This window comes from Bacillus altaicus (assembly GCF_042136375.2).
GTDB classification, from domain to species: Bacteria; Bacillota; Bacilli; order Bacillales; family Bacillaceae_G; genus Bacillus_A; species Bacillus_A cereus_U.
Map to the genome: position 1 here is coordinate 3,104,878 of NZ_CM143394.1, position 19,796 is coordinate 3,124,673.

Consider the following 19,796-nt stretch of genomic DNA (forward strand, 5'->3'; position numbering starts at 1 on the left):
CTATACTGTAGTAATACAGTTACATATACATAAACTTCATTGATCGTAATATAATATGTTTTCCCTATACTATTGTGCACCTTAAATTGTACTGAACCTTCCATATTTAACTTCCTAAAAAATTGTAAATACCTCACCTACATCTACAAAACCATCCACGTCTTTATCCTGCCAAGATCGAGCATCATAGAAACGTAGAATGTTAACTTTAGAAACAACACGCTTTCCTACAATAGAAGAATCTACTGTACTTTTCTTACTAAACTTCACATAGGATGGATTGTTCTTAATCCATTGCTCTCCACCAAGGTTTAACCAACCAGGCTTTTCGCCCCATTCAACATAAGCTTCTGATTTATTTAGTTGACGAATCTTAGAATAGCTTGTGTCTGGTCCTTTACGTAAATTAACGTTGTAGCCTTCAATATAAGCTATACCATCGGTTACAGCTGTTGGTACTTCTGTTGGTTTAGGTGGCTTTCAGGTACAGAAACATCCACACTAGAATTATTGTATGCGCGTTGTACATCAGCACGGGATTGAGCTCCTGATCGCCCATGAGATTTTAAATAATCAAGTTGATCTTCATGATCTGTACCGCCAAGATATTTAATCACATCGTAGTGAATCCACAATCCTTTTCCTACAGATAACTTGTTATCTTTTAAGATTTCCGCTAAAAGTTTTACGTATTTTTCATATGAACGCTCGAGCTTTGTATGGTCTGCTGTTTCACATAACTCTACATGTACAAATCGTTTATTAGCAGCAGGTCCACCGCCATATGCAATGTATTTTATATTAGCGATTTGGATTGTTTCATCTCAATCAACAGCATATTGAACAAATGCGTTTCTTCATGTACGAGATTCATACTTTTGAATATTTCAGAAGTCGCTGTACTATGAGCTACTACGCCCTCATAAACACCTACGCCAAAACGATATGATTGTTTTGGTAAATTAGGGATAAAAAACGTTCTATCAGCAAAAATACTTGTAGCAAATGAACCAGCAAGTACTAGAATCATAAGGAACGAGGTAATTAGCTCTATTAAAACCAGCTAAAATTAGAATGAATGTAAGTGATTGATTATTTATATCCTTAATTCCTTTCAATATTATTGTTGTATTCGGATTCATATACGCTATAAACAATCTAATAATTATTGTCAAGATAGCTGGTATTAAGAAATCAAAAGTTTTTTCTGCCTTCGTTGCAGAACGCAAATAATTCATTGAAACCTCTATCGGAAACTTATTTGCTTTCCAAAACAGATTTTCTCTTCATCCATCTCCATAATCGTATCCGCTTAACAAGCATTGTTTTATTTTGAACAGGTATTCGCTTATAAATATCGAAATATACAATAAGAAAAAACAATAAAATTGATTATTCTTTCGCTTCTTTGTCCATCCTTTTAAAAAATCTATGTTTTTGTAAAAGGAGTGTTTATATGGAGAAACAGACACTTTGGAAAAAATTCAAAAAAAGCTCAGTAAACCTCGGTAAATCCAGCGTATATGAAAGTATTATTTTATTTTACACAATGAAAAAGAAAGAGTTACCTACTAAAGCGAAACTCATTATATTAGCCGCTTTATCCTATTACGTATTAACAATCGATTTCATTCCAGATATAGCTGCTATTATTGGGATTGGCTTATTAGATGATGTTTTAGCAATCGCTGTGGCGCATAAATATGTTATGCGACATGCTGATGCTGAAATTAGAGAAAAGAGTAAAATAAAAATGGAGTCATTATTTACTTCAGCACACATTTAACGAAGAAAGATAGACTCTTACTTGTCTTTGCTCACTGCCTAACCATCATCTATAGCTATTAAACAAATGATTTGAACAGTGTTACTACAGAAAAAAGAACTAAAATAATCTTTTAGTTCTTTTTTGTCAAATCAATTTATTTTTGAACAATAGTAAAGAGCCTATTTTAATTTACCAACTAAAACAGGCTCTTTACTAATTTAAATTTACAAGATCATCATCATTTTACGCTATACTTTGCTACTTCAACAACATTTCTCTTTCATCGCTTTCATCATAGACATAGTAGTCTTCATCATTTCATCACATTCATTCATTTTCACCATCATTGCCTTATCCATTTCTACATCCATTTGCATCATGTTATTCATCATCATTTTCATACACTTCATTTCACACATCATTTTTTCCATAGACATCATCATGTTTGTTGTTTCTACCATCATAGTTTTTTCCATATTAACATCCCCCTAGAATTTTTATGTTACAAGTATAAAAATTCCTTTTCGTTTTTCTAAAACCTTCTTAGTTTACCTCATACAAATATTTATCAATATATTTCCCTCTCAATTCGTCATTGATTAACTTTATTTATTGTCACGCTGAAACGTAAATATAATAAAAAACATCTTATTATAGATGCTTCCTTGTCTAACAATTAAATTATTAACACTATGAAACTCCATTTGTTTCGTAAACATAGGGTAAATCTATTATTTTTACAAAATTCATAAATCCGACTATAGCGTATTACAGTTTCGTTCATATACTGTAGTAGATCACTAGAAAGGAGGCGTATATATGGAAAGTTGTATTGTGTTCGTAAACGGCCAACCTTTTTTAGTACTCACAGTTGCTGGCATCGAAATTGCTAGATTGGAAATTACTCTTCAAGTAGCACTAGCTTTGAGAGTTCTCGGTATTCCAATCTGTGGGTAATTCATTTAAGTAAGTTTAAAAGAGAGCTTTCGCTCTCTTTTAAACTCTTGTCAAAAAATGCACTTCTATACACTTAGCAAGTGTGACTCATAGCCTTGTAGAAATTATATAATAAATATACAAGCATTTACGTTAAAAGAACTTTCTTTAACACACACATCTGCAAACAATTTAACATCCTCTTCATATCACGTTCTTTATAGTGATTCAGACATGCTATTTGAATCCAGTTATTCTTTTGTAAATATGCTGATTCATAATGAACAATATATCCTTGTAATGCTAATGCATCACCTACTGCCTTAGAACACTGCCCTTCGTTTAATTGAATGGTAAGAACAATTTGAGCGGCATGATCTTTAGGTGAAACAAGCTTTAAACCCATAGTATTAATAGCTTGTTCAATATAAGCATACGCCTCTTTTATTTTTTCAAATGCCTCTTCATCTTCAAGTCGCTTCAATGCTTCTTGCAATGCATAAATTAAATTCCATGAATGGGAGTATGGAATACTATCATTCATTTCATACATACCAATATCCATATACACAGGTATTGCTTCGTTTTTCTCTATCATGTGATTATGAAAAACGAAAGATAATCCTGTATATGATTTAATCGCTTTTCCGCTAACACCACTTGCAAAATATACATCCTTCAAATTTATTGGTATTGCTCCAATTGAGCTTATACAATCTACACATAGTTTCATTTGATATTTTTTACAAAGAATGTTTAGTTCTTCTAAATTATTTAACATTCCAGTTGATGTTTCATGGTGAACAAACCAAAGCCATTCATAATTTCCAGTTGCCATTATTTTTTCTAATTCTTTATAAAGAAACGGCTCTGCCATTTCTTTTTTATGCGTATCATAATGTAATTGCGCACGTGTTGCATGTCCCACTAACCTATTTCCAAATTCCCCATTTGTTAAAACTAGTCCTTTCCCTTTTAAAGAATTCAACTGTAAAGCAATGGCATCATTCGCTAACGTCCCTGTTCCTAACATTATTTGCACACGTTTTGCTTTTGTCATTTGCAGTAAACGTTTTTTTACATTTTCCATTGTCACTTGAAATGACTTAGAACGATGCGAAATAGGCTTAGTAGAAAATGCCTTTCGAACATTTTCTTCAATATCCACTGGACCAGGTAAAAACGTATATTCTTTCGTCATAATACCCCCAACACTCGACTCTTCAAACATAGCTGGGGTAACATACATTGGCTGGAAGACTGCTTCTTCAGTACCAACTAACGTATGGAAAGATTTGAATCCCATTTGCTCATATAAAGGTAGTTCACGTGTTGTAGCAGAAATGAGTGCTAATTCATATCCATTTAGAAGCAAATAACGATGTAAAAAGCGAATTAAACCTAACAATGCTCTTCCATTTCGATATTCACGTTCTACTGAAAGTAAACGAATTTCATATACATTTTCTCCATGTTCTTGCAAATAAAAATCTAGATTTGGAATTTTATACTCTAACGAGAATGGTCGTTTTCCTCGCAATGCAACCATACCTACTAACTTATCGTCATCTAAACAAATTAAATATGTATTTTCTTCATGGAAACGATCTATACGAACACGATCTTTCGTTTCTTCATGTTGCGGAATTTCTTCTACAAATGTTTTATAATTCAATTTATGTATACTTTCAAATTCCCAAGCTTGATCAGCAACTTTATAAATTAACCCCATGTTGTATCTCCTTTATGTATTTAATAAAAATTATAAGTGGAGATTAACTCCACTTATTAAAAGTTCATTTCATTCTCGATTTACATATAAAATAAGTACAATGATAAGTGCACTTAAAATAGTCGTAACAATAGAGTAAGAATACAAAATCATGCAAACTGGTAAACAAGCGATTGTAATTAGTCCGGGCTTAGTAAATCCTTTAAAGATTAAATAAAATATAATGAAAACAGCAATAAGAGTAAGCGCTATCAAATAATCAAATGCAATTAACCCTCCAATAAATGTTGAAATGCCTTTTCCGCCCTTGCCTTTAAATAAAATTGGGTAAATATGTCCAAGTATAACAGCCAGTAAAGCTAACATTACAAATGTAGAATCTTCGAAAAGGTATTTTGCAATAGAAACTACGATTGCCCCTTTGATCGCATCACCTAAAAATGTAGCGACGAAAGACCCTTTTCCATATACGCGCCCCATATTTCTTGCGCCAGGATTACCACTTCCTTCTTCACGAATATCAACATTATGTTTCCATTTCGTTACTATATAAGCGGTCAATATGTTTCCAAATAAATAAGAAGCCACCAAATACAAAAATTGCATACTATTAATCATGTAATCATTCACTTTCTACATGGGAGTACTTATACAATATTCAATGACTATGTATATTGTACTTTTTCTTGCTTTACATCCCTTTGTATATTTTAACATCATATTTTTACAAATCATACAAAAATTCTCATACTTCTATTTTATAAAATATACACCCTTCATTAAATGATATGTTCCTTTCACTGCCATTTCTGATGGTGATACGAATATAACTTCTCCCATACTTTTCTCACAGCATTTCTTAAATTCAGCATATATCTCAGGAACGAAACGCAATATACTGCCACTTACTGCAATTAAAGGTGATAAATCAAACTGCATCTTGTTGTAAATATTCACCGTAATTATCGTTAATTCCTTAGCCGCTTGCAGAATAATTTTATGTGCATCATCATTCCCATTCCTCGCTTCCTCTATAATTAATGGTGCAATTGCTGCAACTTTATCTTTTGAAGAACTATATACTAGTCTTTTTATATGAGATGATGTTAAAAGTCGAAACTCGTCTTGAATCCTTAAGCTTAATGGACAAAGTCTAACTCCTTGATCAAATTGATTTGCCATTCTCTTTAAACCTTGTAACGCAATCCAATAACCGCTTCCTTCATCGCCTAAAATATGTCCCCATCCACCACTATACTCGTACACTTCTCCTTTCTTTCCAATACAAATTGCGCCTGTACCGCCAATCGTTAAAATTCCATCCTTCCCTTTTAAAGCAGCTGCATGTGCAAGCATTGCGTCATTTAAAACTTCAATTTGTGTTTGGTACTTCTTTTTTAGACGTACTGTTAATTCATTTGTATTTGCTCCACTTACACCCGCTAACCCTAAACAAATACAAACGCAATGCCCATTTAATACACCTTTCCGGCATTGATCAATCGCTTCCATAATATGCACAAGAGCTTCTTCAAAATCTATTAATATATTTCCAAACCCACTCGTACCTCTTACAACTTCGTTTCCGTCTTGATCAAATGCAATTGCTTCTGTCTTCGTGCCCCCACCATCTACTCCAATCATATACTTCATATGTTCGCCTCATTTTCATCATCTTATTGGAGGGAATGTTATATTCCCTAAAACTACAGATTGCTTTGCACCTGTTGCGCTTGGCACATTACTCGGATTACGATGATGCGTTTCGTTTGCTAATATCGCAAAGGCGATTGCTTCTTTCGCCTCTGAAGAATAGCCTATATCTTCTTGAATGAATATCGCGCACTTTTCTTCCTTCAATCCATTTCGTATCATTTCAACAAGTGTACGATTATAACTGCCCCCACCACCTAAAATTACTTCATCGATTTCATAATACGGCAGAATAAACTCCTTATAATGATGAACAATTGAACTTGCTGTAAACATCGTGACAGTCGTCAAAAGATTTTCTTTACCATGCTTTTCAAACCGCTTCAATAATTCACTTACAAACTCTTCTCCAAACTGTTCTCTACCAGTTGATTTCGGTGGATTCATTTTCAAAAATGGATGGTTCATACAATATGTCAAAATTTCATCTACAACTACTCCTTGTTTTGCAATCCTACCATTTTGATCATATGGCAACTGAAATAATCTTTGACATACATCATCGATTACCATATTTCCTGGGCCAGTATCAAAAGCAATAACGCTCTTATCACTTAGATGACTTGGTATTACTGTAACATTACCGATTCCGCCAATATTTTGTAGTAATCTATTTTTAGTTTGATGACGATACAAAATGACCTCTGAATATGGCACAAGTGGTGCACCTTGTCCCCCTGCTGCCATATCCATCGTTCGAAAATTAGAGATAACCGTAGTGTTCGTTTCATATGCCATAACTGCTGGTTCTCCAATTTACAATGTCGAAGAAATACTATTGCCTTCTTGCTTTGGCTGATGATAAATCGTTTGTCCGTGAGAACCTATTAAATCTAATTGTTCCAATGACAAATCAGCCTTTTTACAAACTTCCTCCACAGCATTGGCAAAACATAAACCAAGCTTAAAGTTCAAACTGCATATCAATTGAACATTAGATGTATCAATTGATAAAGCCTGCAGTATCTCATTTTTTATATCCTTACAAAATGGAACAGTAGTAAAATGAATGAGTTCGACTTTAGAATCTACACCGTTTCCTTCTATATGAACGAGCGCTACATCTATTCCGTCTAACGATGTACCGGACATTATCCCTGCAATATACATAATATGCATGCCCCCTATTCACTAAAAAACAATTATGTAAGTAAACAACGTACAACCTACAGAAAACAATATAAATCTAAAAAACAACTGTGCTTTCGATGCAAACGATCCATCAATGAAAGAAACAACTACCGTAAGCAAAATACTTGCCGCAAAGCTTGTAACGAGCCATATACTATGCATTTGTGATAGATTTAGCATTCTTAATAAAGGTACGAAAAGTAAATTTGCACATATCACTCCAAATAACAATAAAAATACACCTTTATAGCTAAATTTTATATTCATTCTATTTCACCCTCTCTGGACTTAATGTGAAATAAGTGATAGACAAAATGCCTATCACTCAAAAATAAAATATAAAACTTACGGATTAACAGATTCCCCATCACCATTTTTCTCAATTTCAAGCATGTTTTTGTCGTATATTTTAAAGAATGGTAGGTAAATAAGGAATGATATTGCTATATTTATAAAAACTAATACTACTGCACGCCAATCTCCACCTGTGGCTAAATACGCGCCAATTGGAGCTGGTAATGTCCACGGCGGCATAATATGTGTTGGCGTTACAAATCCCATCGCAGTTGCTGAATATGCAACAGTTGCTGTTACGAGTGGTGTAATGATAAACGGGATAATTAAAATTGGATTTAGTACAATCGGTAATCCGAAAATAACAGGTTCATTAATATTAAAAATACCAGGAACAATACAAGTTCTTGATAATGCTTTCGAATATTTTGATCGACCAAATACAATCATAGCTAATACAAGCCCTAACGTCGCACCAGAACCGCCAATCCATATAAACCATTGGTATAACGGCTCTGGTGATATGAATGGCAACTGATCTGCTCCACTAGCAACTGCTTCACCATTTTTCCCTAAGTATACTTCCCATAATGGCCGAGCAACAGTTCCAACAACCGACACACCATGGATTCCGAATGACCAAAAAAATGTAATTAAAAACACTGGAATGATTACACCGAAATAACTATCACCAGCTTTTACTAACGGTGCTGCTAATTTATCAACAACATGATGTAAATCAATACTAAAAACGACAGTTACTAAACTCATTAAAATAATTACGAATGCAGCAGGTATAAGTGCTTCAAACGAACGTGAAACAGACGGCGGTACTTGTTCTGGCATTTTAATCATTACATTTTTCGTCTTACAAAATCTTAAAATCTCTACTGATAAAATAGATACGATCATCGTTACGAATAATCCATGCCCCCCGAGATTTGTCATCGGAAGCATAAATCCTTTTTTATCGATTAATTCGGGCGTCAATGTTAAAAGTAGTGAGCATACTGCTAACTGTGCCCCTGATAAAGCATCTAACTTATAACTTTTCGCTAAATTGTATCCTATACCAAATGCTATATATAAAGACATAATAAACATCGTTAAACGATATGGTATTAATATACTTGTTTGATTTTTCAATGCCCAAACTGATATGAAACTATCTTTCGGTAATGGTGGAAATGCTACTATTAAAAAGAAACTCCCTACGATAATAAATGGTAACGCCGAAATAACTCCATCACGGATTGCTTGTAAATGCCTCTGTTCAGAAAGCCTTGCCATCGGTCCAGATAAGTTTTTATCAAGAAACGTGACAAACTTATTCATAACGCTTCCCCCTAACTAATTAATTCATTTACAGTTTTTAATAAAGTCGGTCCACCAAGCGGCGTGTATGCTTGCGGCGGAATAATACCGCACGGAATAGATTCTTGTTCTGTAAGTTTTTTTACAGCGTCAAATCGATGTCTAACTTGAGGTGCAACCATTACAACATCCCAACCATTCTTTACTTCTTCCTCCACCTCACTTGTTCCAATAGCATGCACTTCCATGTTCATACCTTTTTTCTCTGCTTCTTTTTTTAAAGCGTTTACAACAATTGCGCTGGACATTCCTCCAGAACAAACGAATAAAACTTTCATTATTGAATCCTCCTATACTTATAAATTGTTTCTTTCAAATGAAAGAAAGTTTCACTTTACTAACAAGCATATGAAGAAATGAAACGATTTAGTTATACTGAAAGTAAATTTCACTAAAAATATTTTCCCTATTAAATTAATGTTTCAATATTTATTTTTCTCAATTGCAGGGCCAACCTAACATCATATATTATTTTAAATAATCGTATAATAGGGAGGCGTATAAATGATTATGAAACGTTTAGTAATGATGTGCTGTATCGTCATCTTGTTTACTCCTTTCTCTTTCATTTCCCCTCACTCTACTTATGCTGAAGTAAATATTACTTACAAAAAACATGAATTACGCGCTGTATGGATAGCATCTGTTCTCAACATTGATTGGCCCTCAAAAACTAACTTACCTATCGAAAAACAAAAACAAGAATTTACGAAACTATTAGATGATGTTAAAAACATCGGTATGAACGCAGTTGTCGTACAAATTAAACCAACTGCTGATTCTTTTTATCCTTCCAAATATGGTCCTTGGTCTGAATACATTACAGGTACACAAGGAAAAGACCCTGGATACGATCCACTCGCTTTTATGATTAAAGAATCCCATAAAAGAAATCTGGAGTTTCATGCATGGATTAATCCATACCGAATTACAATGAATCACACTGATATAAACCGATTAGCAGAAACCCATCCTGCAAGGCAGCATCCAGATTGGATTGTTCCTTATGGTGGAAAGCTATATTACAATCCTGGTATTCCAGAGGTAAAAACCTTTATAACGGAAGGTGCTTTGGAAATCGTCCAAAATTACGACATTGACGGCCTTCATATGGATGATTATTTTTATCCTTATAAAGTCGTTGGCGAAGAATTCCCTGATCAAAAAACATATAAAACGTATAATAATGGTCAGTTTTCAAACATAGAAGATTGGCGACGTAACAATGTAAATGAGCTTGTAAGGGGATTAAACATTGCTATTAAACAAGAAAAATCATATGTAAAGTTTGGTATAAGTCCATTTGGTGTTTGGAGAAATATTGCTGACGATTCCACCGGCTCTAACACAACTGCCGGACAAAGAAACTATGATGATTTATATGCAGACACAAGAGAATGGATACAAAAAGGCTATATTGACTACATCACACCGCAAATATATTGGAATATTGGTTTCACACCTGCTGCATATGACATATTAGTAGATTGGTGGGTAAAAGAAACAAATAACAAACCGATTCACCTATACATCGGTCAAGCGGCTTATAAAATAAATAACAACTCTGTCTCTGCTTGGTCTGATCCAGAAGAATATCCAAAGCAAATCGCTTTAAACCGTCAATATCCTCAAATAAAAGGTAGCATGCATTTCAGCTTAAAAGATATAAATAACAACCCACTAGAAATTAAAGATAGACTCTCGAAAGACATATATAAACATCCTGCATTAATCCCACCCATGCCTTGGCTTGATCATGATCCGCCAAAACAACCTACTTTAAAAGGTGCCATTCCAAGAGATGAAGGTATTGCTTTAGGCATAATTGATGATAGAGATAATGACTCTGCTTATTATGCGATATACCGTGTGAATGGAAAGAATGTAGTTGATATTCAAGATCCGAAGAATTTACTTACTACTGTAAGGAAGACACAATGGGCAGAAATTTTTGTGGATAAAACAGCTTTATCTGAGGAGACTTATACGTATGTGGTGACAGCTTTAGATCGACTTCATAATGAGAGTATTTCTTCTAGTAAAGCAACTATTAAAGCAAAATAATAATAGAATCCCTTATATTAAAAAAACCGCCTTAAAGCCGAAACATTCAACTTTTAAGGCGGTTTTTTCTATTTGTTCTTAAACTTCTCTGTCGCTGCTCTCATCTTCACATTCAAATCATGATCAATGGAGTCACGAATATCACGCTCTACTACTTCCATTTCCTTTTGGAAATTTTGCAAGTATATTTTTAGTTCTTCTTCTTTTTCAGGACGTTGTGATGGTGGTAATTGTACCACTAATGATAACATCGCTGTTAAATCTTTCATTAAGAACGTTTCAAGTTTATGTTGTTGTTCAAACATGCGTTGTTCTTGATAGTACGGAAGTGCATTTAATACTGAAATTGTAATGTCATCAACCGTTCTTTGTAGTGAAGGATTAATCGAGCGTTTATATGCTTGAATTGTATTTAATGCATCTGGATATCGATCATAGAAATACAATTTATAAAACGATAAGTCTGTCGGTTTAACAGTTTGCTGTGATTCTTGTCTCAAGAAATCTTTCACTTTCATTGTTGCAATATCAATATCTTCATTCGTAAGCTTTTTCGTTGTTTTTGCCATCACATGCACTTTTTTCTGCTTTTCTTTCGGTAACATTGAGAAAACTTGCTCTCTCGTACGTTGGCCCGATGAACAGAAAAGTGTATTTAATATATTTTGTTCTTTTTTCCCTTCTGTACGAATCCAGCGATAAAAGAGTGGGTGCTGCGTAAATTCTTGTAAAAACGGTGTTGATTTGTTCGATAATTTTTCAATAGAATCTTGCGCTCTCTTATATGGTTTCGTCCATGAAAAATAAAGTTTACGTCCGAAGTATACAACTAAAACAACGACAGTAAATGCGATTAAAAGTAATGACCCTAATAGTAATAATACTCCTTGAATGAAACTCATTTTTTCACCTCCTCAAATAATCTGTTATTTCCTTGGACGCTGAATGAGTTTCTGCTTCATCTCATCATTAAATGTGTCAAGTTCAATTACAAACTTCTTACTAGACTCAATAATACGCTCTGACGATTTCTCAGATGCTTCAATAGCAGCGAATACATTTTGGAATGATTCACGTAATTTATCCATGCTAATTGCAGGATTTTCTAGGAGTTTTGTTGTTTCTTCTGTATTTTGTTTTAATGCTTGAGAATTGCTTAATACCATTGATTCAATCGCTTCATTTGTCGCATTAACTGCATCAATTGTTTTACGTTGATTTGTTAATGCGAGCTGAATTGCAGCTGAAACCGTTATAACGTTTTGTGTCATCGTAATTGCATTGCGAATTGCTTCTGCTAGCTTTTCATTATTTTTCTTAATGATGTCTACAGATGCGATAGATTGTAATAATACACTTTTTGCTTGTTGCATATTACGAGTACGCACAAGTATCTTTTCTAATGCATCATTTATTAACGGAATATCCCTTTGACGTTCTGGATTTTGTTTCTCAGCTTCAAGCATACCAGCAAGTTTTCTTCCTAAGTATACTTGTTTATCAAGAGCGTGAATTTTATCGTGTGATTGCTCTTTTAACATTTCAAGACCAACCGTATCCTCTTGCAAGTTATCACGGCCAATGAGAAGTGATCTTATAATCTCCTCGATTTGCTTATCTATAGATTGATATTTATGCACGTAATTTTCAAGCGGATTTTTCTTAAACACTTTAAACATAAGTTTCTTCATACCAGTTGCTTTTAATGAGTTTGGATCAAGTTCTGATACCACTTTTCGTAATTCTAACAATGTATTTGGAATTTCTTCATTCTTTCCATTCATCATCGCTGTCACAGGACGTTTTAAAGCTGATAGCGTTTGTCCTGCCGCTTGCTGCTCTTTATCCCCTAAGTCTCCTAGCTGCGACAATACTTTTGATAAATCTGTATTTTGCTCGCTATTTAACTTTTGTACATAAAGATCTGCTTCTTTATTCAGTTCTTCAAGTTCTGCATCTTTTATTACTGTATCCACTACTACTTCTACATTATTATCTTTCACAATCGATACAGGTTCTTTTTTCTCGAGTTCAGTCAACAAAATCGCTCCTTTATTTATATGTGCGAATTTATGTGCACTATATTTCATCTAATATATCGTATTTCATATACATTTTTGCTTGCTTGAAATCGATTTTTCAAGAAATACCTGCTTATGCAGTCATTCCCTGTTTCATAGTATAAGTATACCTGTTCTCGTCATTATTTTCCTCAGACTTAAGACCTAGAGAACAACATGCTGAAGACGGATTCTTTACGAATTACCTTACTAATCACCACTGAATATTAAATTGAAGTTCCATTTAGTTATCCTCTTAAATTTATATAATGCTCTATCTTTTGACATATGCTATCTTTCAATGTGATAATTACATTAAGCCCACTTCTAATTATTCTTCCGCGCAACAAATGCTCCCTTTTGAAAAGCTACTAACACCGTTTCAAACGTATCATCTTCTTCAATCATCTTTATAAATTCTGCTAGTTCCTCCGCATGAGAAGTTGCATTATCAATAACAAGAAAACCTTTTGGCTCTAAAATACGTTTTATATGTTCCCACCACCACATATATTGCGTTCGTTCTGAATCTAGGAAAATAAAATCAAATGAATGATCTAATTGCGAATCTAAAAATGCTCCAGCTTCTTGATTGTGAATATCGATTCGCTGTGTGAAATTCACCTTCCTAAAATTCCCAAGTGCCTCTCCCACCCGTTCTGAAGAAAGTTCTACAGTTGTAACCTTTCCATTTGTTTCTTCTACCGCATTTGCTAGCCACAATGTAGAATAACCATTTGAAGTTCCAATTTCTAAAATTTTTTTCACATTACACCCTTTTACTAAAATTGATAAAAACTGCCCCATTTCACGAGAAATATTTCTTAATTTTTCTTCTCTTTTTTCTTTATGTCGATCATGCTCTTCTCCATATTGTTCAAGTTGCAATAATAATGAATCTAGAGTATTCATTTTCTCCATCGCCTTTCCAAGCAATATGATGAAAAAGTACATGATGCCCGTCTACTTTTCATTATATGCGAAATGCACACCTTTTTCCTGTTATACGACAAAGAATTAAAATTTTTTATAGCATATTGTTTCGTTTTTTGGTAAAGTTAATTTCTACGTGCAATTATTTAATTCACATTATTTTACAATCAGTTTTCAATTATAAGATAATCTAAACCCCATTTAAATGAATCGGTATTTCTAATTCAACTAAGCGCCCTTTTCGGACGCATTTTCTTTTGTTTATATATTTCTGTAAGAAAGGATGCTTACACATGAACGTGATTAACTTAGATGCTGCTAGAAGACGTAAACAGCATAAAAAACTAATGATAACTATACCGATTATTAAACGCATTTATGAAGAAGACGGGGAAATTAAATTCGAGGTAGCCGGCGAAAAAGATGTACCTCTTGAAATGTTAGAAAAATAAAAAAAAGACGCACTTCTAAAGAAATGCGTCTTTTTTATACTATTACATTTAAGTGCATAAGTTTTTCAGGATTAACCATCATATAAATGTTTGAGATTTTCTCATCCTCAAATATGAATGAAAGTACATACGTCACTTTATTATTTATTGTAACTATAACGCCTGGTGCACCATTTACTATTTTGAAATCAACACTATACTTTTCTGGCAATCGTTTTGCAATTCCAAAGAACAAACGTATAATTTTATCTACAGAATAAATCGGATTAATTGCAGTTGTAACTTTACCACCACCATCTGCTTTAAATATCGCATCTGTTTTTAATACTTCTAACATGCCTTGCGTATCCCCACACTGTAATGATGATACAAACTTTTCCACATAGGCAGCCATTTTCTTCGTACTTAATGTTGATTGCTTCGGCTTATCTAAAATACTTTTTCGTGCGCGTTGAAAGATCTTCCGGCAATTCACACTACTCTTATCAACAATTGAAGCTATTTCCTCGTAGTCATAACTGAAAACCTCTCTTAATATGAAAACAACCCTTTCTACCTCAGACAATTGTTGTAAAAGTAATAAATATGCCGTAGAAATTGATTCTTTCATTACAAATGACTCTGCTGGCTCATCAGACTCTTCCACAAATGGCTCTGGTAACCACATCCCTACATATACATTACGTTTATGCGCTGCCGAACGTAATGTATCAATTGAACGATTTGTCGCCATTTTACACAAATATGCTTTCATATTTTCTATAGATTGAACATCCTCTATATTATTTACCGCGATAAATACGTCATGAACAATATCTTCAGCGTCCATAACACTCCCAAGGATTCTATATGCTAATGAAAATAATAATGGTTGATACGCTTCATATAATTGCTCCGTTTCCATGATGAACTGCCTCACTTTCTAATTGCTTTAAAATGTGTAACGCTGCACGTTTCCCGCTTGCTACCGCAGCATCAGCTAATATTTCATCATGCCCAGCCCAATCTCCTGCAACGTAAACACCTGGCATTTCAGGTATATTAGGACCCGGATTTTCAACTCGGCCAATATGAGGAAAATCATGTACTACCGTTATTTTCGGTAAATATTGCTTTACAATAACTTCTCTTTTCCAATTGGGATGTAACAACTCCATCGTTTTTTCTAACTGGTCTTTATCATCAGCAAAATAATTTAACTCTACCAGAGGATTGTGATACTTAATTAAACTCACTACTATCGATCCATCTTCACTTAATTTAGCTGCTCTTGATTGATTCGTAAAAAATATGGGTTGGTCTAACCCCAATGCAAAATGATGCAATGGATTCGGTAATCGTTTCAAACCAATATCTAACGCTGCCACAGTCACTTGTATTGATTGTTCACTCCATTTTTGCAAACTTGTTCCTTCTGCACCTTTTATTATTTTACAAGCTTCTTTAGGTGGAATCGTCACGACGACTGCATCAACTTCAAATACTTCATCATCCAAACATCGGATTTTTTGTACACCTTCACAATATTCTACTTCCAAAACATGCTTACTAGCCAGAAATTGCACACCAACATTATTAGCTATATCTCTTAATTTTGTTATTATCGTCTCCCAGCCACCATCTACATAAAATACTCCTTCTTTCATAGAAAGCTGAATTTGCTTTAGTACTGATGATGCTAATTGCATTGTAGGAGCATATGTGTATGTCGTTGTTCGGCATAACGCATAAAACATATTTCGTACCATAGGATCCTGTATTTCTTTTTCTGCCCATACAGAAAGACTCATTTTTGGAATCATATTTATATCCAATTTCCCTAAATGAATCATAAGGCGAGAAAATTGTATTTTAGCTGACCATGAAAGTAACGGCGTTGATAAAATGGAGCGAAAATCCGTTGGGATAGTATATACGTCATCTTTCCATATTCCGTGTGCTTTCGTGGACGGCATTCCTCCCGTAAGATTCATACCAAGCTCGTTAAATGTTAAGAACGCTTCTCCTCCGCGGTATAAAGCGTGTGCTCCAAGGTTCATATATATGCCATTTTTATTTATTGTCATCGCTCTGCCACCAAAACGGCTTGATTTTTCTAATACAACAACTTTCCTTCCTTCTTTCGCTAAATATATAGATGCTGTTAACCCTGCAAGCCCCCCGCCAACAATTGCTACATCAAACTTTTTCATAATAAAATCCCTCCTTATCATTCTAAATACAAGACGAACGATGAAGGAAGGATGTGACAAAAAAATATATTATTAAGTTAGCTACTTTATTTATTTTTGGCGATCCGATCATATTGCATACGAAATAACTCAATAGCAAACGGAATGTCCTCTTCACTCTTTATAAAATAACTAATCCATCCTGATTCGGGTAATACATGGTGTGGTTGAACTGATCCTTGATTAATTAATTCATCTCGCTTTAGTTTCGGAAATGGTAAATCAGCTAACTTATCCCCGTGAAGATGCCCTAATTCTTTCTTGCCATAGTTTAATTCTACTCCACCAAATCGGTGTGGCTTTTCAGAAACACCTTCCCAGCTAAGCACTTCTTTTCTAATTACTTCACTATATGTCATAGTCATTCGCTCCTTTACGATTGGTGTAACTTAAAATTACCATTCCTCTCCATATATTTCATCAATCTAAAGTATGAAAGGCTATACGAATATAGTTTAATCTCAATCAATAAATAATTTTTTAATATTTATTAATAATCTAAAAGGTCTTTATCATATTATACAGAATTATTATTAGAAATAACTTCAAGGGATGGATATATATGAGCGAATTATTATTACAAAAGGCTACTTATCTACAATCTGATGAACTAAAGTTAATGAAAAAAGCTATAGAGTTTGCTGAACATGCGCATAATGGTCAATACCGTCAAACTGGAGAGGCATATATTATTCATCCTTTTGCTATTACAGAGGTACTATTAGATTATAAAGCTGATGTTACAACTTTGATTTCTGCGTTATTACACGATGTTGTAGAAGATACGACTTATTCTCTCGAAAAAGTAGAATTACTTTTCGGTACGACCGTCAGTTACATTGTTGATGGATTAACAAAAGTGAAAAAACAACACGGTCAAAAGAAGACATTATACGAAGCGATTAATTTTAAAAAGTTGCTGTTAGCTTCTCAACAAGATATACGTGTTGGCATTATTAAAGTTATAGATCGTCTTCATAACATAAAAACATTGAGTGTTAAAAAACCTGCAAAACAAGTAGCTTATGCAAACGAGACATTAACATTCTTTGCACCACTTGCAAAGCGATTAGGTTTATATTCTATCCAACATGAATTAGAAAACCTATCTTTTCAATATCTACATAAAGAGAGATATAAAAAAGCACATAATTTTTTAATGGAATATGTGCCATATATTCAAAAAAACATAACTGATTTAAGAAAAGGAATAAATTTTTTTTATGATACGAACCTTTCATTTGAAGTAAGTTATGAATTTACCCCAATTTATTCTGCTTACTCACAACTGCAAGAAGCACAAAACATATCAAGAGTTTCACAAATACGTATCACCACTATAAGTGTCCTAGATTGTTATAAAATCCTTGGAATAGTTCATCAATTATACAAACCAACTACACAATATTTCGAAGACAATATAGCACTTGAAAATACTCATTTTAATAACAATTTAAAAACTAAAGTCAATATAAATGATATTGAACAATCAATTATCATTCAAACACAATCAGAGAAAACATTAAGAGATAATGGTATTTTTTCTTTATTGAATAATAGAACTGCAGATATCCAAACAATCTCTTATAAAATAATGAATGATACAATAATGAATAACAATTTATTAACTAAAGATCCAATTATTTTTCATAACTTAGTATCGTATGAACTATTCGAAAATACTATTACGGCTTATACTACAGATTTACAACCTATTTATTTACCAGATGGTGCTACAATTATTGATTTTTCTTTCTCTGCATTTCCAAAAATTGCACATAGCATGAAAAAAGTAAATGGGATGCCTGTTCCACTTAAAACAAAGGTATCTCATTTTGACGTCATCGAAATCCATTTCGATTTAAAACAAAACTTGGAATTAGAGTGGCTAAATTACGCCAATACTGCTAAAGCACAATTAATGATTCATCAAAAACTATCTTAAATACAAGGCCAATTCCTTTCTATAAGGCATTGGTCTTTTCATATAACGTAACCATTAAAATATACGAAATAAATTTTAATATTTTTACTCCTAACCTAACATCAATAATTCCGACTTTCATTAGTTCGCTCTAATTTTTATCCGTATTTACATTATGAGAAATAAGAAGCACAACCTATATTCTTTATAAAACAGGTGAATTTATTATGATACAGACAAATGCACATAACTAACACTAGGCACATATCCTAAAGTTGTATCCATACTTACCTATAGAAAGGCAGGTAATACGATTGACTTCTACTATTGACTACACCTCTCCTTCAACGAACTTCACTCATGATTTAAGTAAAAGTAATTTTTTTAAGAAAGATGCCCAAAATTATATAAATGTACTTGGCATAAAACAATTAAACACTTTAGAAAATACTTCTTTATTAGATATTTATTTAAGTACAGGCAACGTTGTAGAACCACATATTCATCAAAATGCAGCTGAACTTGTTTACTGTATTTCAGGATCTGCTGTTGTTTCTTTACTTAATCCATTTACGAATCAAATATTAAACTTACCGATAAAACCAGGGCAAGTTGCCAACATTCCACAAGCGTGGTGGCATTATGAAATTGCTTCAGCAGATAATACTCATTTATTAGCTATATTCGACGCCCCAACCCCAGAAGTTATTTTTGGTTCTGATATTTTAAGATTAACTCCCGCTAATATGATGGCTCATACTTATTGCCTCAATGAACAACAATGGAAACAAGCAGTATCCCCAATTCAATCCACTACGGTAATTGGTCCTCCCGGAAACTGTAATCAAAACCGCGACATGATAAATCAGTCAACTCAGCCCCCTACTCAACAACAAAATCTATATTACCAAGATTCTTATTACTTCCCTCTATACTGGGGGCATTAATTAGTATCATTTTAATAGAACCACCATTTATCTCCTCGGAAAATATCGAGGAGATTTTTTATCGTAACAATTAATAGAGTACATACATATAATATTTATATATTTAATTGGAGGTGATAGTACTATGAGTAATTATAACTATCGAAAAAACTACTCTAATAATAAAAATAGTAGCTCTTCAGCATCCTCTCAATCTTCGAACTCTCAATCTTCCGATTCCCAGTCACAAAGAGATTT

The 19,796-nt window shown here is 33.5% G+C and carries 20 protein-coding genes and 2 pseudogenes; 6 read left to right on the plus strand and 16 right to left on the minus strand.

Translation table 11 applies throughout. From position 1 onward, the window contains the following. Positions 1–20 precede the first annotated feature (20 nt). Positions 21–1,030 (minus strand): annotated as a pseudogene (locus ACE38F_RS16180) (N-acetylmuramoyl-L-alanine amidase); the annotation flags it as partial. Continuing rightward, entirely contained in the window at positions 984–1,238 is a 255-nt protein-coding gene (locus ACE38F_RS16185) for a hypothetical protein (protein ID WP_375369175.1), read from the minus strand. The gene ACE38F_RS16185 and the pseudogene ACE38F_RS16180, both read right to left, overlap by 47 nt. A gap of 218 nt (positions 1,239–1,456) precedes the next feature. On the opposite strand from ACE38F_RS16185, the gene ACE38F_RS16190 reads away from it, so the two are divergent. Beyond that, positions 1,457–1,786, plus strand: a complete 330-nt coding sequence (locus tag ACE38F_RS16190; protein ID WP_002035120.1) for a YkvA family protein — start codon at positions 1,457–1,459, stop codon at positions 1,784–1,786. Between the two features lie 245 nt (positions 1,787–2,031). Here ACE38F_RS16190 and ACE38F_RS16195 read toward each other — a convergent pair whose 3' ends face one another. Then, complete coding sequence (locus ACE38F_RS16195) at positions 2,032–2,244, minus strand: hypothetical protein (RefSeq protein ID WP_000416118.1); 213 nt, start codon at positions 2,242–2,244, stop codon at positions 2,032–2,034. A 343-nt stretch (positions 2,245–2,587) separates the two neighbouring features. Between ACE38F_RS16195 and ACE38F_RS16200 the strand changes: the two genes are divergently transcribed. Next, positions 2,588–2,725, plus strand: coding sequence for a DUF3956 domain-containing protein (locus tag ACE38F_RS16200; RefSeq protein ID WP_002127410.1), 138 nt, complete (start codon positions 2,588–2,590; stop codon positions 2,723–2,725). A 127-nt stretch (positions 2,726–2,852) separates the two neighbouring features. Here ACE38F_RS16200 and ACE38F_RS16205 read toward each other — a convergent pair whose 3' ends face one another. From ACE38F_RS16205 to ACE38F_RS16235, 7 genes and pseudogenes are all read right to left on the minus strand, one after another. Further along, positions 2,853–4,436 (minus strand): aminotransferase class V-fold PLP-dependent enzyme, encoded by a 1,584-nt coding sequence (locus ACE38F_RS16205; protein ID WP_375369176.1) that lies wholly within the window; start codon positions 4,434–4,436, stop codon positions 2,853–2,855. Positions 4,437–4,505: 69 nt separating this feature from the next. Continuing rightward, complete coding sequence (gene plsY / locus ACE38F_RS16210) at positions 4,506–5,054, minus strand: glycerol-3-phosphate 1-O-acyltransferase PlsY (protein ID WP_002127407.1); 549 nt, start codon at positions 5,052–5,054, stop codon at positions 4,506–4,508. Between the two features lie 135 nt (positions 5,055–5,189). Then, a complete protein-coding gene (locus ACE38F_RS16215; RefSeq protein WP_215556351.1) occupies positions 5,190–6,089 on the minus strand; it encodes a BadF/BadG/BcrA/BcrD ATPase family protein in 900 nt (299 codons plus the stop codon). A gap of 18 nt (positions 6,090–6,107) precedes the next feature. After that, a pseudogene (gene anmK, locus ACE38F_RS16220) lies at positions 6,108–7,259 on the minus strand (anhydro-N-acetylmuramic acid kinase AnmK). A gap of 21 nt (positions 7,260–7,280) precedes the next feature. Continuing rightward, positions 7,281–7,547 (minus strand): hypothetical protein, encoded by a 267-nt coding sequence (locus ACE38F_RS16225; RefSeq protein ID WP_002136308.1) that lies wholly within the window; start codon positions 7,545–7,547, stop codon positions 7,281–7,283. Positions 7,548–7,625: 78 nt separating this feature from the next. Further along, positions 7,626–8,909 (minus strand): PTS sugar transporter subunit IIC, encoded by a 1,284-nt coding sequence (locus tag ACE38F_RS16230; RefSeq protein WP_375369179.1) that lies wholly within the window; start codon positions 8,907–8,909, stop codon positions 7,626–7,628. Between the two features lie 11 nt (positions 8,910–8,920). Beyond that, on the minus strand, positions 8,921–9,226 hold the full coding sequence (locus ACE38F_RS16235; protein ID WP_000865888.1) for a PTS sugar transporter subunit IIB: 306 nt from the start codon (positions 9,224–9,226) through the stop codon (positions 8,921–8,923). Positions 9,227–9,452: 226 nt separating this feature from the next. Between ACE38F_RS16235 and ACE38F_RS16240 the strand changes: the two genes are divergently transcribed. After that, positions 9,453–11,012 (plus strand): glycoside hydrolase family 10 protein, encoded by a 1,560-nt coding sequence (locus ACE38F_RS16240; RefSeq protein ID WP_375369180.1) that lies wholly within the window; start codon positions 9,453–9,455, stop codon positions 11,010–11,012. A gap of 68 nt (positions 11,013–11,080) precedes the next feature. Here the strand turns inward: ACE38F_RS16240 and ACE38F_RS16245 are convergent, their stop codons facing one another. The 3 genes from ACE38F_RS16245 to ACE38F_RS16255 all read right to left on the minus strand — a co-directional run bounded on the left by ACE38F_RS16245 (position 11,081) and on the right by ACE38F_RS16255 (position 13,993). Beyond that, the gene (locus ACE38F_RS16245; RefSeq protein ID WP_375369182.1) at positions 11,081–11,914 is read right to left on the minus strand and encodes a DUF3974 domain-containing protein; all 834 of its coding nucleotides are present in this window, start codon (positions 11,912–11,914) and stop codon (positions 11,081–11,083) included. A gap of 24 nt (positions 11,915–11,938) precedes the next feature. Continuing rightward, complete coding sequence (locus tag ACE38F_RS16250) at positions 11,939–13,051, minus strand: toxic anion resistance protein (protein WP_215556349.1); 1,113 nt, start codon at positions 13,049–13,051, stop codon at positions 11,939–11,941. Positions 13,052–13,399: 348 nt separating this feature from the next. After that, on the minus strand, positions 13,400–13,993 hold the full coding sequence (locus ACE38F_RS16255) for an O-methyltransferase (protein WP_215556589.1): 594 nt from the start codon (positions 13,991–13,993) through the stop codon (positions 13,400–13,402). A 305-nt stretch (positions 13,994–14,298) separates the two neighbouring features. Here ACE38F_RS16255 and ACE38F_RS16260 point away from each other — a divergent pair, with 305 nt between their 5' ends. After that, the gene (locus ACE38F_RS16260; protein WP_002085567.1) at positions 14,299–14,457 is read left to right on the plus strand and encodes a hypothetical protein; all 159 of its coding nucleotides are present in this window, start codon (positions 14,299–14,301) and stop codon (positions 14,455–14,457) included. 34 nt (positions 14,458–14,491) lie between these two features. Here the strand turns inward: ACE38F_RS16260 and ACE38F_RS16265 are convergent, their stop codons facing one another. From ACE38F_RS16265 to ACE38F_RS16275, 3 genes are all read right to left on the minus strand, one after another. Further along, complete coding sequence (locus ACE38F_RS16265) at positions 14,492–15,361, minus strand: sigma-70 family RNA polymerase sigma factor (RefSeq protein ID WP_375369183.1); 870 nt, start codon at positions 15,359–15,361, stop codon at positions 14,492–14,494. Continuing rightward, entirely contained in the window at positions 15,339–16,649 is a 1,311-nt protein-coding gene (locus tag ACE38F_RS16270; protein WP_375369184.1) for a phytoene desaturase family protein, read from the minus strand. The genes ACE38F_RS16265 and ACE38F_RS16270 overlap by 23 nt, the downstream gene beginning before the upstream one ends. Before the next feature lie 86 nt (positions 16,650–16,735). Continuing rightward, on the minus strand, positions 16,736–17,047 hold the full coding sequence (locus ACE38F_RS16275) for a luciferase domain-containing protein (RefSeq protein WP_144507059.1): 312 nt from the start codon (positions 17,045–17,047) through the stop codon (positions 16,736–16,738). 203 nt (positions 17,048–17,250) lie between these two features. On the opposite strand from ACE38F_RS16275, the gene ACE38F_RS16280 reads away from it, so the two are divergent. Both ACE38F_RS16280 and ACE38F_RS16285 read left to right on the plus strand, forming a co-directional pair. Continuing rightward, on the plus strand, positions 17,251–18,633 hold the full coding sequence (locus ACE38F_RS16280) for an HD domain-containing protein (RefSeq protein ID WP_375369186.1): 1,383 nt from the start codon (positions 17,251–17,253) through the stop codon (positions 18,631–18,633). A 293-nt stretch (positions 18,634–18,926) separates the two neighbouring features. Further along, complete coding sequence (locus ACE38F_RS16285; protein ID WP_375369187.1) at positions 18,927–19,559, plus strand: cupin domain-containing protein; 633 nt, start codon at positions 18,927–18,929, stop codon at positions 19,557–19,559. Positions 19,560–19,796 lie beyond the last annotated feature (237 nt).